Source organism: bacterium (genome assembly GCA_018830565.1).
In the GTDB taxonomy this organism is placed as follows: Bacteria; UBA9089; JAHJRX01; order JAHJRX01; family JAHJRX01; genus JAHJRX01.
Genome location: JAHJRX010000060.1, coordinates 1 through 15319 on the forward strand (window position 1 = coordinate 1; position 15319 = coordinate 15319).

A 15319-nucleotide genomic window follows, 5' to 3' on the forward strand; every position below is an offset into this window, starting at 1 on the left:
ATCAAGAATTTTTTCCTCTTGTCCTTGAATGCCATGAGTAAAATCGGTTGCTTTGAAGTATAATTTTCTTAAAGGTTTCCAGACGCCCAATATTTCAACCTCACAAAATAATAAAATCAGTATAGCTTTTTTAAGCATAACCTAGGGTTATACTGCCTATTAGCAGTATTATATTACTGCATCATAGGTTACAGCATATAAAATTGTAGCACTAACTAAGGAATACCGTCAAGCACAATTTCAATATTGAAACCAGAAAATACTGAAAAATGATTATACTGCCTATCTGCGGTTTTTATTTTACTGCAAAACGGATTTTTTCTTGCAATTGTTCAATAAATAGCCTATAATCACGACTGATGAGTATAATATTGAAATTGGAAAATACTGAAAAAGGGGTTGATTATGAATCTGCTTGAGCAAACGCGTGATGTGATGCGTAAAAAGCATTACTCAATTCGGACAGAACAGGCATATATTGATTGGATAAAGCGATTTGTCCTTTTCCATAACAAGCGTCATCCAAAATATATGGGAGAGAAGGAAATCTCCCAGTACCTTTCTTACTTAGCAGCTAATCAGAAGGTTGCTGCAAGTACCCAAAATCAAGCTCTTAATGCCATTGTCTTTCTCTATAAACATGTTCTTCGGATTGAGTTAGGTGATTTTGGTCATATAGAGCAAGCCAGAAAGCCGGAGAGATTACCGACGGTGATGACTAAAGCAGAGGTTAGCCGTGTTCTGGCAGCAATATCAGGCACTTATGGATTGATGACAAAACTCATTTATGGTTGTGGGCTGCGGCTTATGGAATGTGTTCGTTTGCGAGTTAAGGATATTGATTTTGAACAAAATCAATTGATTGTGCGTGAGGGAAAAGGAATGAAAGATCGTTCAACTATGCTACCTGAACAATTGAAACCGCTTCTCTTGGAACATCTGCGTCGGGTTAAGATTCTGCATGAGGAGGACCTCCAAAAGGGCATGGGAGAAGTCTATCTGCCTTTTGCGTTAGAAAGGAAATATGCTAATGCCGGCAGGGAATGGGGTTGGCAATATGTTTTTCCATCAAATCAAATATCTAAGGATCCCCGTAGCGATAAGATGCGGCGACATCATCTCAATGAAAGTGGCTTACAAAGAGCAGTCTATGATGCTGTTCGTACAGTTGGTCTCTTAAAGCCAGTAAGCCCTCATACATTTCGACACAGTTTTGATACACACTTATTGGAAGCAGGATATGATATCCGAACGGTTCAGGAATTGCTCGGCCACAAGGATGTTTCTACAACAATGATATATACCCATGTCATCAATAAGGGCGGGATGGGAGTACGAAGTCCGTTGGATATATTATAGTATCTTCCATAAATTACCACACTAAAACTAACAAGACATTAGACCATAGACTCAAGACTGGCAAGGTTTTTAGTCTGATGTCTTCTAAAATTTTCGTAAACCAGTTTTCGTTGGGCATAAACTAACTTTTCTACCCATGACTAACCCATTACTGACAAAGTAAGTATTTTATTGACTCACATCTAGAAAAACATTAAAATTAAATCTTTAGGCAGGTTAAACTAATGAAGAAAATTACTATTTTGATTTTCTTAAGTAGTTTTTTTACTTTCTTTAGTTATAGTTATGCCCAAAAATCAGGGGAAGAAATTTCTAAAGAAGGTGAAAAGGTTATCAAAGATGAAGTTATTTCATGTTATAAATTAGGGTTAGTCTATGGTTTAAATGGAAGATACGAAGAGGCTGCTAAATGTCTTCATAAGGCTATTAGGTTAGATCCGTTATATAGTGAAGCTTATAGGATTTTAGGGGTAGTATATAGTTTGCAGAATAATTATGCTGAAGCGATAAAGAATTTAGAGAAAGCTATGCAAATTGACCCTAAAGATAAGGATGCTTATCGTATATTAAAAGTAATTTGCGGATTAAAAGATGCTACGGAAAAACTCGAAGAGCTCTCAGAGAAAGAGCCTTCAGGAAAAGAAGAAGATTACGAGAAGATTAAAGGGGCTTTAAAAGAAATGCAGGAAGAGATAGAGAAGCTTAAAAACCCCCAGATAGAAAATAAATCTTTTTCAACCGAGATGAATAATAGGACTGAAAAAAAAGAGATATTTAAGGAGATCCCTAAGGTAGTCCCTTTAGAAGAATTAAACCCAAAAGAGTCTAAAGATGAAAAAAGGTCAAAAGCAAGAAAGAGTTATGCTGAAATATTAGAAGAGGAAAAGGAAGTAGCCTTTGCAGAGGAAGAAATTTTCTCTCTACCTTTCTCTCCACCTAAAGTAATCTCGAGAGAAGAAGAAAAAGAAAAAAGAGAGATCGAAGGAGAGATCAAAAGTAATGTTACCAAAACGGGAGATAATTTAGAATTAACGATAACTTCTATCAAAGGATGGTGGAAAAAAGACAAGAGTGAACAAATTTTTTACATAGAAGGAAGATTAAAAAACACAGGTTTTTTTTGTGTTTACACCCCCAGGGTAGAAGCGAAAATTTTTTGTAAAAATAATTTAATTGGTATTGTCGCCAATCATCCTACTTCTAAGATAGAAGCAGGAGAGATGATCGACTTTAAAGTATTTTTACCTCTTTCTTTAGGCTACCAAGAAGAATTATCTTACCAAATATTCATAGAAGAAGATGTTCTTTCTGAAAAGAAAAGATCTGTTCAATTGTTTATGTTGGTCGATGGTAGAAAGATTCAAATGCCTATTATTTTTCCTTGAAATTTAGTAAATTTTAAAGAGTTTAAACATGGAGGCCAAATGCTTAAGGGGATTAAAACTCCTTATCTAACGGTAGATATTATTATTGAACTTGAAGAAGAGAAGATTATTTTAATAAAGCGTAAAAATCCTCCTTATGGCTGGGCAATTCCAGGAGGGTTTGTAGATTATGGAGAAAGTTTAGAAGCCGCAGCAACAAGAGAGGCAAGAGAAGAAACTAGCCTAGATGTAGAACTAATTGGCCAATTGCATACTTATTCGGAACCTAACCGAGATAAAAGAGCTCATATTGTTTCGGTAGTTTTTACTGCCCAAGCCTATGGAGTGCCTAAAGCAGCTTCTGATGCCAAAGAAATAGGAATTTTTAAGATTAATGAGCTTCCTGAGAAGATAGCTTTTGATCATAAAAAGATTTTAGAGGATTATATGAAATTTAAAGGGAATTAGTAACACTTCAGCCAACTGAAGTGTTATTTAAAAAAACTTCATTGCAAATTTGAAATGAATTTCAATGAGTTACAAAAAAGGCTCTTCACTTGGGTAAACGGTTACGGGAATTATAATTATGAAAGGGTTAATTCTCTTTATTTTCAACTGGTTACCAACCTTATAGTTATAGAAATTCGGGAATTTAAGGTATACTGTAGTTAGCCATGTAAATCTTAGCTGTTCACCAAAAGATAAGTCAAGGAGACCTAAAAATGAGAAGCCAAAGGAAAGAAAAGCTTTCCGTGATAAGTCTTGGCTGTTCAAAGAATTTAGTTGATACTGAAGTAATGCTTGGGATATTAAAAGAAGCAGGGCATGAAATCATATTCAATCCAGATGAAGCTGAGATCCTTATTATCAATACTTGTGCTTTTATTAAACCTGCTGTTAATGAAGCCAAGATGGTTATTAATCAAGAACTAAAAAAGAATAAAAAGGTAATTGTAGCTGGTTGTTTAGTAGCTCGAGATAAAGATAAACTTTTAAAAGAATTTCCTGACCTTGCCTATCTGGTTAGTCCTGGTGAAATTTATAAAATTGCTAATATTCTTAGTAGTTCTCAAAAGATTCATCTTGGTGTCCCAAGATTTATTTATTCCCATCATACTCCACGGTTTCTCACTACCCTTAGTTCTACTGCTTATGTTAAGATAGCCGAAGGATGCAGCAACAACTGTTCATATTGTCTTATTCCAAAACTACGAGGAAAATATAGAAGTCGTAAAATTACTTCAATCATCAAGGAGGTAGAAAATTTAGCTTATTTAGGGGTAAAGGAGATTATCTTAATTGCCCAAGATACTACTTTTTATGGAACAGATATTTATGGTCAAGGCAAATTAGTTGACCTTTTAAAAGAATTAGCTAAAATAGACTCTATTAAATGGATAAGGGTAATGTACGCTCATCCTGATCATCTTACGGATGAGGTAATTTCTGTAATTAGAGAAGAAGAGAAGATTTGTCCTTATCTTGATCTACCTTTACAGCATATTGAAGATAGTATTCTTAAAAGAATGAATCGACCAATATCTAATTTACAAATTCGAGCATTGGTAAAAAAGTTAAGAACAGTCATTCCAGAGTTAACATTAAGGACTTCTCTTATGGTTGGCTTTCCTGGAGAGACCCAAGAAGATTTTAAGAAGTTAGTTGATTTTGTGAAAGAAGTAGAATTTGACCGGTTAGGAGTCTTCAAATATTCAAAAGAAGAAAGAACCAAAGCTTTTTCTATGCCTTACCAAATTTCTGAGCAAGTTAAAGAGGAGAGATTTTGCCACCTTATGGAAGTTCAACAAAAGATCTCCTCTCAAAAGTTAAAGAACAAGATTGGAAAAAGACTGGAGGTAGTAATAGAGAAGGTAGAAGATAAAGTTACCTATGCTCGAAGTAAATATGATGCCCCAGATATAGATGGCTTAGTAATCATTCCTGAAAAAATAAATAAATTAATTAAATTTATAGAAGTTGAGATAATAAGTTCTAAAGAATATGATTTAATCGGTAGAAGTATAAGCTAGTCTAAATTTAAGTTCTTTCATTACTAATGATAAGAGGCTGACAAGAAGGAAAGATGCAGATCTGAGTAATAGCAGGACTGATTAAAGTCAAGAGAGGAAAAATTATAATTGGAAAAGTCAACACTTTATATCGAGACTACTATTTTGAGCTATTTGGCTGCACGTTCCAGTCGGGATATTATAGTTCAGGCACATCAACAAATTACTTGGGATTGGTGGGAATCACAGCAGAAAAACTATGAACTTTACATTTCCGAAATAGTTCTACAAGAAATTATGAGGGGAGATCCAGAAGCAGCCAAAAAGCGGGAATCATTTACTAGTAATCTTGCTATTTTAGATATGTCAGATGCAGTTCGTAATCTGGCTCGTGAATTGGTAAAATTTCTTAAGCTGCCAAAACTTGCAGAATTAGACGCTTTACATTTAAGTTTTGCTATAGAATACGAAATAGATTATCTTTTGACATGGAATTGTTCGCATTTGGCAAATGGGTTGATTATAAGCAAGCTAAAAGAGTTTGAGTTGAAAACATCACGAGTAACGCCGGTAATCGTTACTCCAGAGGAGCTTCTGTCAGGGGGTGAAGAGAATGAAGTGGAGTGATCCAATAGTGCATGAAGTTCGCACAGCACGAGAGAATCTGTGGAGGGAGTGTAACTATGATCTTGATCAGCTTTGTGAGAGACTTAGAGAAAAACAAATATCTCATGGATTACAAGTAGTGACTAAAGCAGAGCTATTAGGCAAACAGCACATAACAGCAGGTTTACGACGATTACTCTAGATTTTTGGCTGGTATTTAATGGTCTGTTGGAGCTTTAGTCTGAGTTATTTAAACACTTAGAAATCATTGTTTAATGAGATTGCAGAAGAAACAAGGCTAACTTGTCTTTTCTCAAAAATCATTTAGATTTAAGTAAAATAAAGGAAAGAATTATAAGTGTATTATGAGTATAAAATATATTAAAGAAAAACTTTTTTGTAATCAAGTAGCGATAGAAAGAGTAGCTAAAGAAATAGGTACTCCTCTATATTTATATGACTATCATCAAATTGTGGAAAATTTTAAAAATTATCAAGAGGCTTTTCAAGAGATAGATCCTCTTATTTGCTATGCTTATAAAGCTAACTCTAATCTCTCGATCTGCAAAACCTTAGCTCTTTTAGGAAGTGGAGCCGATGTAGTCTCAGATGGAGAGCTCTTTAAAGCTCTTAAAGCAGGAGTTTCCCCTGAAAAGATTATCTTTAATGGCAATGGAAAAAGTGAAAAAGATTTGGAATATGCTATTAGCTGTAATATATTTATGATTAATGTGGATTGCAAGAATGAATTATATCTTATCGATAAAATCGCCTGTAATTTTAATAAAAAAGTAAATATTTCGATCCGAATAAATCCTCATATTAACCCTCTTACTCATCCTTATATTGCTACCGGATTAGCCAAAAGTAAATTTGGCATTGATGTTAATTCAGCTTTAGATGTTTATCAAGAAGCTTCTCAGTTAAAAAATATAATCATTTTAGGCGTCCATGCTCATATTGGTTCTCAAATTACTACTGCTGGGCTTTTGGTGGAAAACTTAAAGAAGCTGGTGAAATTGGTAGAAAAGCTTTCTAAGGTTAATATTAACCTTAGCTATGTAAATGTGGGTGGTGGATTAGGGATTAAGTATCACCAAGAAGAAATTCCTAAGATTAAAGATATTAGTAAAAAAATTATCCCTATTCTTAAAAAAAGAAATCTTAAATTAATATTAGAGCCAGGTCGTTCCATTGTAGGAGAGGCAGGCATCCTTGTCTCTAAGGTCTTATATCTCAAAAAAACTCCCACTAAAAAATTTGTGGTGGTAGATGCCGCCATGAACGATTTAATAAGACCATCTATTTACGACAGCTATCACCGCATTATACCTTTAGAACAAAAAAATGAGCAAGTATTAGAAGAAGTGGATGTGGTAGGAGGAATTTGCGAAAGTGGAGATTTTTTAGCTAAAAATAGAAACATGTCGCCTTTAAAAAGAGGAGATTATTTAGCGATCCTTGACACCGGCGCTTATGGTTTTTCGATGTCTTCAAATTATAACTCTCGAAGAAGGCCAGCTGAGGTCTTAGTTAAAGATAAAGAATACTTTGTCATTCGCCATCGAGAAACTTATGAAGATTTAGTGGCTAAGGAAGAATTTTTAAGCGATGGGATATTGAGAAGCTTATGAAAACTTTAAATTTTTTAAAGATGGAAGGAAGTGGGAATGACTTTATTGTCTTTAGTAATAAAAATAAAGAGATAAATCTTTCCCCTGCCTGGGTAAAAAAGATTTGCCAAAAAATAATAGGCAAAGGAAGTGGGAATGACTTTATTGTCTTTAGTAATAAAAATAAAGAGATAAATCTTTCCCCTGCCTGGGTAAAAAAGATTTGCCAAAGAAGAACAGGCATAGGAGCAGATGGCCTGATCATTATTGAAGACTCCAAAAAAGCAGACTTTTTGATGCGTATTATCAATAGTGATGGCAGTGAAGCAGAAATGTGTGGAAATGGAGCCAGATGCGCAGCTTTGTTTGCCACGTTATCTTCTGTCGCTAAGCCTAAAATGGTCTTTGAAACTAAAGCAGGCTTGATCAGAGCAGAAGTTTTTAATAATGAAGTTAAGATTAACTTAAATAATCCTAATAGTTTAATCTTAAACAAGATGATTAAATTAGAGGACTCTTCTCTTTTAGTTCACCATATTAATACCGGAGTTCCTCATACCGTCTTAATTCTCAAAGAAATAAGCTCTGTGGATGTAGAAAGCTTAGGAAAAAAGATTAGATTTCACCAAGATTTTGCTCCGAAAGGGACAAATGTTAATTTTGTTAAGGTGATAAACAAGGAAAATATAGAGGTTAGGACTTATGAACGAGGGGTAGAAAGCGAAACTCTTTCTTGTGGAACTGGTTCTGCGGCTTCTGCTTGCATTGGTTATTTATTAAAGTTAACTTACCCTCCAGTAAAAGTAAAAACAGCTGGAGGAGAATATCTTACCATAGACTTTCAAGAAAAAGACTCTCAAATAACTAATTTAAGTATGAGTGGTCCTGTTTCTGTAGTTTACGAAGGAAAGATTAAAAATCCTAATCTTGAAATATAGTAATCGTTCAGCTATCAGCAGTCAGCTAAAGCTAATAAAATCAGGCAGTAGCGTGTCTGACAAAACACCCTTTCTCTTGTCTTAATGGACTTATTTCTAATAAAACTGATAACTGATAGCTGAACGATTACAAAATATAATTAATTGAGGAGGAAATTTATGTGGAAGGGTTGTCTAGTAGCTTTAGTTACTCCTTTTAAAGATGGAGAAATAAATTATAAGGAAGTAGCTTCTTTAATTGAATGGCAAATAAAAGAAGGAGCTGATGGTATTGTTCCTTGTGGAACTACGGGAGAGTCTGCAACCTTATCCTTTGAAGAACATAAGGAAATGATAAGATTTGCGGTAGAAAAAGTTAATGGACGGGTTCCAGTTATTGCTGGAGCTGGCTCTAATAACACCAAAGAATCCTTAGAACTCTTAACTTATGCCAAGAAAGTAAGAGCAGATGGAGCTTTAGTTATTTGCCCTTACTATAACAAGCCTACTCAAGAAGGAATATATGAACATTTTAAATATTTAGCGGAAGCAGTAGATATTCCTATTGTTCTTTATAATGTTCCTTCTCGAACAGGAGTAAATATGGAACCTCTTACCATTAAAAGACTTTCTCAAATTAAAAATATTGTCAGCATCAAAGAAGCTTCTGGCATGATAAATCAAGCTAGTGCTATTATTGACCATTGTAATAATGATTTAACCTTACTTTCTGGAGAAGATTCTTTAATCTTGCCCCTCTTATCTATTGGCGGGAAAGGGGTTATTTCCGCAACCGCTAATATCGTGGCTAAGGACATGGCACTCCTTATTAAAAAATATCTTTCTGGAGATATTCATGGCGCCCAAGAGCTTCACTATAAACTACTTCCTGTTTGTCACAATATGTTTATCGAGACTAACCCTGCTCCTGTAAAGGAAGCTTTGTATCAAATGGGCAAGATTTCATCTCCTGAAGTCCGATTACCTTTAGTTACTTTAAGGGAAGAAAATAAGGAACGGATTAAAAAAGTTCTCTCCAGTTATGGTTTAACTTAGCCCTTATTAATCATAATTTGACATAAAATTGCTATAAATGCCCCTAGGAACTGATTGATTTGTCGGGGGTTTTTTACCTGAAATTATGTTCCTAATAAGGATGAAAGGAGTAAGCGATGAAGATAATAGTTACTGGAGCAGCAGGAAGAATGGGTTTAAGTATTATTACGGCTCTTTATCAAGATCCAGAATTACTACTTACTGGTGTAGTAGAAAGAAAAGAACATAAATATATTAACCAAGATATTGGTATCTTGGCGGGCATAGGAAATACAGGTTTAATCGTTGCCGATAATTTAGAAGAAATCATCGGAGAAGGCGATGTCTTAATTGATTTTACCACACCTCAAGCTACTATAGAGCACTTAAAATATGCTTATGGTTATCAAAAAAAGATGGTCATAGGTACTACTGGGCTTAGTGATGACCAAATAACTCAAATTAAGGAATGTTCTCAAAAAATAGCGGTGGTTTTTTCTCCAAATATGAGCATAGGAGTAAACTTACTCTTTAAGATTACTGAAGAAGTAACTAAGATTCTTGGCCCTGAATTTGATATTGAAATTTTAGAAGCCCATCACCATCACAAGAAAGATGCTCCTTCTGGTACGGCTAAAAAATTAGCTGAAATTGTTGCTCTATCTTTAAATAGAGACTTAAAAAAAGTAGGCATTTACGGAAGAGAAGGTCTGGTAGGGGAGCGAAAAGAAGAAGAGATTGGAATCTTATCGGTGCGCGGGGGAGATATTGTAGGAGAACATAATGTTATCTTTGCTGGCGAAGGAGAACGTTTAGAATTAATCCATAAAGCTCATAGTAGAATGACTTTTGCCAAAGGTGCTCTTAAGGCAGCTAAGTGGTTATCTAATAAATCTTGTGGCCTTTATAATATGAATGATGTTTTAGGAATATAATTAGATAGAGACCAAAGATGGTAGCCTCTCGGTTACATTTCTTTATTGGCCTTTATAATGTGAATGATGTTTTAGAAATATAATTAAGCCATTCGTCTGCGTGCTAAGATAAGCTCTTTGAATTCTAATTAACTAAAAGGAGTCAATCATCTTGAGAAAAACAAGCCTGGGAAATTTAGGAGGATATACTTGAATAACAACTTTATTATAGAAAAAGCTAAAAGAATCCAAGAGCTACCCCCTTATCTTTTTGTAGAGATCGATAGATTAAAGAATGAAGCTTTAAAAAAAGGAGCAGACTTAATTGATTTGGGTATCGGCGATCCTGACCAAAAAACACCTGATTTTATAGTAAATGCCTTAAGTGAAGCCTTAAAAAATGAAGAAAATCACCATTATCCTTCCAATTATGGTTTATTAAGTTTAAGAATAGCTATTGCTCATTGGTATCAAAAAAGGTTTGGTGTTAATTTAGATCCAGAAAAAGAAATTTTACCTTTAATCGGCTCTAAGGAAGGAATTGGCCATCTTCCTTTAGCCCTTATTAATCCAGGTAATGTGGTCTTGGTTCCTAACCCTGGTTATCCTGTTTATCAAGCCGCCACTATCCTTGCGGGAGGAGAACCTTATCATCTTCCTTTATTAAAAGAAAATGAATTTTTACCCGTCTTAGAAAATATTGATCCATTTATCTTAAAAAAAACTAAGTTAATCTTCTTAAATTATCCAAATAATCCTACCGGAGCGGTAGCTAATAAGGAATTTTTTAAAGAAATAGTAAAATTTGCGGACCAATATAAGATTATAGTTGCCCATGATGCGGCTTATAGTGAAATTTATTTTGACCAACAAAAACCACTTAGTTTTTTAGAAATAGAAGGAGCTAAAGAGGTAGGCGTGGAGTTTCACTCTCTTTCTAAGACTTATTGTATGGCTGGTTGGCGCATAGGATTTGTCGTAGGTAAGGCTGAGATTATTGAAGCTTTAGCTAAGGTTAAAAGTAACTTAGATTCTGGGGTATTTCAAGCTATTCAATGTGCCGCCACGGTTGCCTTAAATGATACCTCAGACTTTGTGAACAAACTACGTTTCACTTATCAAGAACGAAGAGATGTGATCGTTGATGGACTTAATAAATTTAATTGGAAGACTAAAAAGCCTGAAGCGACCTTTTATGTTTGGATTAGTGTTCCTTCAGGTTATACTTCCTCAGAGCTTTGTAAAACTTTATTAGAAAAAGCTGGTATTGTAACCACTCCTGGTATTGGATTTGGGAAATACGGAGAAGGTTATATTAGAGTGGCTTTAACTACAGATAAATTTAAGTTAGAAGAAGTCATAGAAAGACTAAAAAAGCTTTCGTGAAGATTAAGGTAAGTGTATTGTAAATATTCCAGATTGCATCTTTTAATGAAAATTTGACTTAATATAATGGAGATTACAAAATAAAAAGGTGGTGAGAAAATGAGTAAAACAGCTATTCGGTACATCTCTAATAAAAAAGGCGATCTTACAGATGTAATCGTTCCTGTTAAACTTTGGCGTGAGATTGAATCCGAAAGAGAGACAGCATATCTTTTAAAAAGTGAGACTATGAAACAACGTCTTTTGAAGGCCAAAAAACGCCAAGAAGGGGTACCTTTTGATGAGGCTTGCAAAAAACTTGGAATTTGACCCTGCAGGATTTGAAGATTTTGCCTGGTGGGTTGAAAACGACCGTAAGAAGGCTCTAAAGATTATCAATTTGATCAAAGATATTCAGCGGAATCCATTTGAAGGAACAGGACAGCCTGAGAAGCTGAAGCATGAACTATCTGGTTGTTGGTCCAGACGCATTGATCAAGAACATCGACTTGTCTATAATCAGAATTTTGGCTTGCAGATATCATTACTGAAAACAACAGAGTTAATCATGGCAAAGAGGAGGTTGAAAAGATGTCTACTCGACACAAGATAGAGGTAGGTATTGTTTTAGGGATAGTGATGTTTTTGATCGTGGTTTTTGAAAAGGATAAGGGCAAGACAGGAGCAGGGGCGAAGGCATCTGACTTATCCGCTTCTGCTCATTACATAGGCGAATCCTACGGTGGTGGCATAGTGTTTTATGTGAATGATAGCGGACGGCATGGTTTAATAGCCGCCACAAGCGACCAAAGCACAGGAATGAGATGGGATGGCCTTAGCACAGAAAAGGAAATGATGTGGAAGATTGGTAATGATAATGCCGAACAGATTTGTGCCAGTTACCTATTTTCTTGTAATTAAATGTCCTTATTATTCGCCACCTTCATTATTCTAACAAATTTCTTAAAATATTATCAACTAAAATAGCTATCAGCAGAAAGCTTAAGCTTTCAGTTATTTTTATTAGCTGATTGCTGAAGGCTGACGGCTGAACATTTAACCGATTACCTTATTCCTTTTCCCCCAGTTATCAAAGATAAGATAGACAATCGGCACAATTATCAGGGTGAGGATGGTAGATGTAGTCAAGCCGCCCATAACTCCAATAGCCAGTCCTTTCATTTGTTCTTCTCCCTCTCTGAGTCCTAAAGCCATAGGCAGGAGGGCAAAGAAGGTGCAAATGGCCGTCATCAGAATGGGTCTTAGTCTAATCTTAGCGGCAGAGAGGACAGCCTCTTTTGTCTCTAATCCTTTCTTTTTCTGCTGATTGATAAAGTCAACTAAGACAATGGCATTGGTAACCACAATTCCAACTAACATAATGAGACCAATAAATGAACTGATATTTAATGATTGCCCGGTGATAAACAATGCCAAAAATACACCTATGGCGGCAAAGGGGAGTGAGGTCATAATGGTCAATGGGTGGATCAAGGATTCAAATTGAGCTGCCATAATCATATAGACTAAGATAATAGCAAAGATAAGCATCCAGCCAAGGTCACGAAATGTCCCCCGCATATCCTCATATTCACCACCAAAATCAATCAGATATCCCTGGGGTAAAGGTATCTTTGGTAAGACGGTCTTTATCTCCTTCATTACATCCCCCAACTTACGACCAGAAAGATTAGCCGTGATACTAATTAACCTCTTTTTATTAAGTCGCTTGATATTCCCCGGACCCTTTCCTTGTTCAATCTTGGCCACATCTCGCAGTAATATCTGTGTTCCAAAGGGGGTAGGAAGGCTAATATTTTCTATATCCTCAATGCTTTTTCGTTGTGATTCTTTGAGTCTGATGCGGATATCAATCTCTTTCCCTTTCTGTCTCAACCTTGTCCAGACATCTCCATCTACCGCGGTTTTAACTACCCCTGCCGCCTGAGCCACACTTAAACCTGCTGATGATAGCTTCTCGCGGTCATAGATTATTTGAAATTCAGGATTTCCCTGCTGAATACTTGTCGTTACATCAACTACCCCTTTTATCTTTGAAATTTCATCTTTAACTTCCTCGGCGATGTTTTGGAGGGTAGGCAAATCTTCACCACTCACCTTGACCTCAACCGGAGCCTTTCCGCCCATCATCATACTACCAATATCATTGATTTCAAGAATAGCACCAGGAATAGAGGTGGCGATTTTCCTGATCCTTTTGGTTACATCATCAGCAGTTACCTTCCTTTCTTTGCGGTCTTTTAAGGAGACCATGATCATAGCCGTATGGACTCCAGATACCTCACCCTTTCCCATTGAACCTGCCTGTGCCCCTCCTGCCAAGTTTACTCCGGTAAAAGTAAAGACACTGTCTATCCCTTCTATTTTCAGAATATTATTTTCCATAAAAGAGACAGCCTTAGATGTTTCTTCTAATGATGTGCCCACAGGCATTTTTAACTGGGACATAAATGAGCCTGTATCAGATTTTGAGATAAACTCTTGGGGAATAAAAGCAATCAGGACAAGGCTTAAGACAAGTAAGAGCAGGGAAGATGCAACCACCTTCTTTTTATGATTAAGGCACCATAAAAGTATTTGCCCATATCTTTCTCGCAGGGTATGATACCAACCTGTTTCTTTTTCTTCACCGGTAGTGGCGGTTAATATCTTCGAAGACATCATTGGGGTAAGAGTAACCGCTACAAAGAGCGAGGCAAATAAGGCATAAGCAACTACCCAACCAAAGGCTTTGAATAGTTCTCCAGCCACACCTGTCACAAAGACTAATGGAAAGAAAACCGCTACGGTAGTCAAGGTGGAGGCAATTATGGGCATAAAAACCTCATTTGCGCCAACAATAGCCGCCTCCTGCCTATCTTTACCTGTACTTATATGCCGAAAGATATTTTCAATAACCACAATAGCATCATCTACCAGCCTGCCCATAGCAATAATCAGCCCGGATAAGGTCATAATATTAATGGTGAACCCTCTAAAATACATCAGGATAAAGGCAGTAACAATGGAGAAAGGGATGGCTAAAGAGACAATGAGAGTTGGCCTAAAAGAGCGCAAGAACAGGAAAAGAACAACAATCACTAAGATGCCTCCTTCAATGCCACTCCATTTGGTAGAGTTAATGGTGCTTCTTATCTGTTTGGCTACTTCAAAGACCTTGTGTATCTGGACATCTTGAGGTAGATACCCTTCAATTATCGGTATTTGCCGCAAGATTTCATCGCTAACCGCAACGGTATTAGCATCTGCTTCCTTACGAATAATTATGCCTATTGTTTGTTGGCCTTTTAATCTGCCATAACCCCTTTGCTCCTTAAAGGTATCCTTTACCTCGGCTATATCCTTTAGATAGACGGGATTATCTTGTTTTATCCCAACAATTATCATTTCCATCTCTTTTGGCTGACTGAACTCGCCAATAGCTCGGAAGGTGTATTCTGTAGGTCCCTTGATTATCTTGCCACAGGTCTTATTCATATTTTCCAGACGCAATTTTTGAGCTATTTCAGCCAGAGAAATTCCTCGGCTTTTAAGTTTATCTGCATCAACCTCAATCAATACCTCCCGAATAAGCCCACCCATAGCCATTGCTTGCCCCACACCTTTGATCCTTTCTATTCTGGGAACAATAACATTATCAGCTAACTCCTTTAATTGGGCCAGGTCGCGAAGACTTGAAATGGTCAAAACCATGATAGGCATAGCACCGATGTCCATCCTGATAACCATAGGGTCTTTCGCCTCCTCCGGCAGGAAACCCTTCATAACTGATAGCCTTTCTCGCAGGTCTTCTGTGGCCGCGTCCAAATTTGTTCCCCAGTTAAACTCTACTACAACTAAGGAAACGCCTTCTTGTGAAGTAGAGGAAATCTTCTTTACCCCGGAAACAGTAGAAACAGCATCTTCAATAGGTCTGGTAATTGCCTCTTCTATCTCCTCTGGTGCAACCCCCTCATAGTTAGTAATAACCGTGGTAAGTGGAAAATCTATCTTGGGCATAAGGTCAATAGTTAATCTAAAAAAGGCGACTATGCCGATGATGATGATAATTAGTATCACCATTAACATAAAAACTGGTCTTTTGACGGATAATTCAGGAATGTTCATTGTTATTTA

General features: G+C 36.3%; 13 protein-coding genes and 1 pseudogene. 13 read left to right on the plus strand and 1 reads right to left on the minus strand.

Annotated features, from left to right (window positions below; all coding sequences use genetic code 11):
* Positions 1 to 405 precede the first annotated feature (405 nt).
* The 13 genes and pseudogenes from KJ849_05665 to KJ849_05725 all read left to right on the plus strand — a co-directional run bounded on the left by KJ849_05665 (position 406) and on the right by KJ849_05725 (position 12103).
* Complete coding sequence (locus KJ849_05665) at positions 406 to 1359, plus strand: integron integrase (GenBank protein ID MBU2600042.1); 954 nt, start codon at positions 406 to 408, stop codon at positions 1357 to 1359.
* 224 nt (positions 1360 to 1583) lie between these two features.
* Positions 1584 to 2744 carry a tetratricopeptide repeat protein gene (locus tag KJ849_05670; GenBank protein MBU2600043.1) on the plus strand — a complete coding sequence of 387 codons (1161 nt, stop codon included), beginning with the start codon at positions 1584 to 1586 and terminating at the stop codon, positions 2742 to 2744.
* Positions 2745 to 2783: 39 nt separating this feature from the next.
* On the plus strand, positions 2784 to 3191 hold the full coding sequence (locus KJ849_05675) for an NUDIX hydrolase (protein MBU2600044.1): 408 nt from the start codon (positions 2784 to 2786) through the stop codon (positions 3189 to 3191).
* Between the two features lie 254 nt (positions 3192 to 3445).
* Entirely contained in the window at positions 3446 to 4753 is a 1308-nt protein-coding gene (rimO, locus tag KJ849_05680) for a 30S ribosomal protein S12 methylthiotransferase RimO (GenBank protein MBU2600045.1), read from the plus strand.
* A 108-nt stretch (positions 4754 to 4861) separates the two neighbouring features.
* Positions 4862 to 5359 carry a type II toxin-antitoxin system VapC family toxin gene (locus KJ849_05685; GenBank protein MBU2600046.1) on the plus strand — a complete coding sequence of 166 codons (498 nt, stop codon included), beginning with the start codon at positions 4862 to 4864 and terminating at the stop codon, positions 5357 to 5359.
* Between the two features lie 344 nt (positions 5360 to 5703).
* Entirely contained in the window at positions 5704 to 6972 is a 1269-nt protein-coding gene (gene lysA, locus KJ849_05690; protein MBU2600047.1) for a diaminopimelate decarboxylase, read from the plus strand.
* Positions 6969 to 7889 carry a diaminopimelate epimerase gene (dapF, locus tag KJ849_05695; GenBank protein MBU2600048.1) on the plus strand — a complete coding sequence of 307 codons (921 nt, stop codon included), beginning with the start codon at positions 6969 to 6971 and terminating at the stop codon, positions 7887 to 7889. Before lysA ends, dapF begins: the two co-directional genes overlap by 4 nt.
* 159 nt (positions 7890 to 8048) lie before the next feature.
* Positions 8049 to 8924 (plus strand): 4-hydroxy-tetrahydrodipicolinate synthase, encoded by an 876-nt coding sequence (gene dapA, locus KJ849_05700; GenBank protein MBU2600049.1) that lies wholly within the window; start codon positions 8049 to 8051, stop codon positions 8922 to 8924.
* A gap of 116 nt (positions 8925 to 9040) precedes the next feature.
* The gene (gene dapB, locus KJ849_05705; GenBank protein ID MBU2600050.1) at positions 9041 to 9838 is read left to right on the plus strand and encodes a 4-hydroxy-tetrahydrodipicolinate reductase; all 798 of its coding nucleotides are present in this window, start codon (positions 9041 to 9043) and stop codon (positions 9836 to 9838) included.
* A gap of 207 nt (positions 9839 to 10045) precedes the next feature.
* Positions 10046 to 11203, plus strand: a complete 1158-nt coding sequence (locus tag KJ849_05710; protein ID MBU2600051.1) for an LL-diaminopimelate aminotransferase — start codon at positions 10046 to 10048, stop codon at positions 11201 to 11203.
* A gap of 99 nt (positions 11204 to 11302) precedes the next feature.
* Positions 11303 to 11512: a prevent-host-death protein gene (locus tag KJ849_05715; protein MBU2600052.1), complete on the plus strand. Its 210-nt coding sequence runs from the start codon at positions 11303 to 11305 to the stop codon at positions 11510 to 11512.
* A pseudogene (locus tag KJ849_05720) lies at positions 11484 to 11733 on the plus strand (Txe/YoeB family addiction module toxin). Before KJ849_05715 ends, KJ849_05720 begins: the two are co-directional and overlap by 29 nt.
* A 40-nt stretch (positions 11734 to 11773) precedes the next feature.
* Positions 11774 to 12103 carry a hypothetical protein gene (locus KJ849_05725; GenBank protein MBU2600053.1) on the plus strand — a complete coding sequence of 110 codons (330 nt, stop codon included), beginning with the start codon at positions 11774 to 11776 and terminating at the stop codon, positions 12101 to 12103.
* A 135-nt stretch (positions 12104 to 12238) separates the two neighbouring features.
* Here KJ849_05725 and KJ849_05730 read toward each other — a convergent pair whose 3' ends face one another.
* On the minus strand, positions 12239 to 15310 hold the full coding sequence (locus KJ849_05730; protein ID MBU2600054.1) for an efflux RND transporter permease subunit: 3072 nt from the start codon (positions 15308 to 15310) through the stop codon (positions 12239 to 12241).
* Positions 15311 to 15319: the final 9 nt, after the last annotated feature.

Coding starts and splice junctions, on each gene's coding strand:
- KJ849_05665 (MBU2600042.1), top strand. CDS start 406: ATGAATCTGCTTGAGCAAACGCGTGATGTGATGCGTAAAAAGCATTAC.
- KJ849_05670 (MBU2600043.1), top strand. CDS start 1,584: ATGAAGAAAATTACTATTTTGATTTTCTTAAGTAGTTTTTTTACTTTC.
- KJ849_05675 (MBU2600044.1), top strand. CDS start 2,784: ATGCTTAAGGGGATTAAAACTCCTTATCTAACGGTAGATATTATTATT.
- rimO (MBU2600045.1), top strand. CDS start 3,446: ATGAGAAGCCAAAGGAAAGAAAAGCTTTCCGTGATAAGTCTTGGCTGT.
- lysA (MBU2600047.1), top strand. CDS start 5,704: ATGAGTATAAAATATATTAAAGAAAAACTTTTTTGTAATCAAGTAGCG.
- dapF (MBU2600048.1), top strand. CDS start 6,969: ATGAAAACTTTAAATTTTTTAAAGATGGAAGGAAGTGGGAATGACTTT.
- dapA (MBU2600049.1), top strand. CDS start 8,049: ATGTGGAAGGGTTGTCTAGTAGCTTTAGTTACTCCTTTTAAAGATGGA.
- dapB (MBU2600050.1), top strand. CDS start 9,041: ATGAAGATAATAGTTACTGGAGCAGCAGGAAGAATGGGTTTAAGTATT.
- KJ849_05715 (MBU2600052.1), top strand. CDS start 11,303: ATGAGTAAAACAGCTATTCGGTACATCTCTAATAAAAAAGGCGATCTT.
- KJ849_05725 (MBU2600053.1), top strand. CDS start 11,774: ATGTCTACTCGACACAAGATAGAGGTAGGTATTGTTTTAGGGATAGTG.
- KJ849_05730 (MBU2600054.1), bottom strand. CDS start 15,310: ATGAACATTCCTGAATTATCCGTCAAAAGACCAGTTTTTATGTTAATG.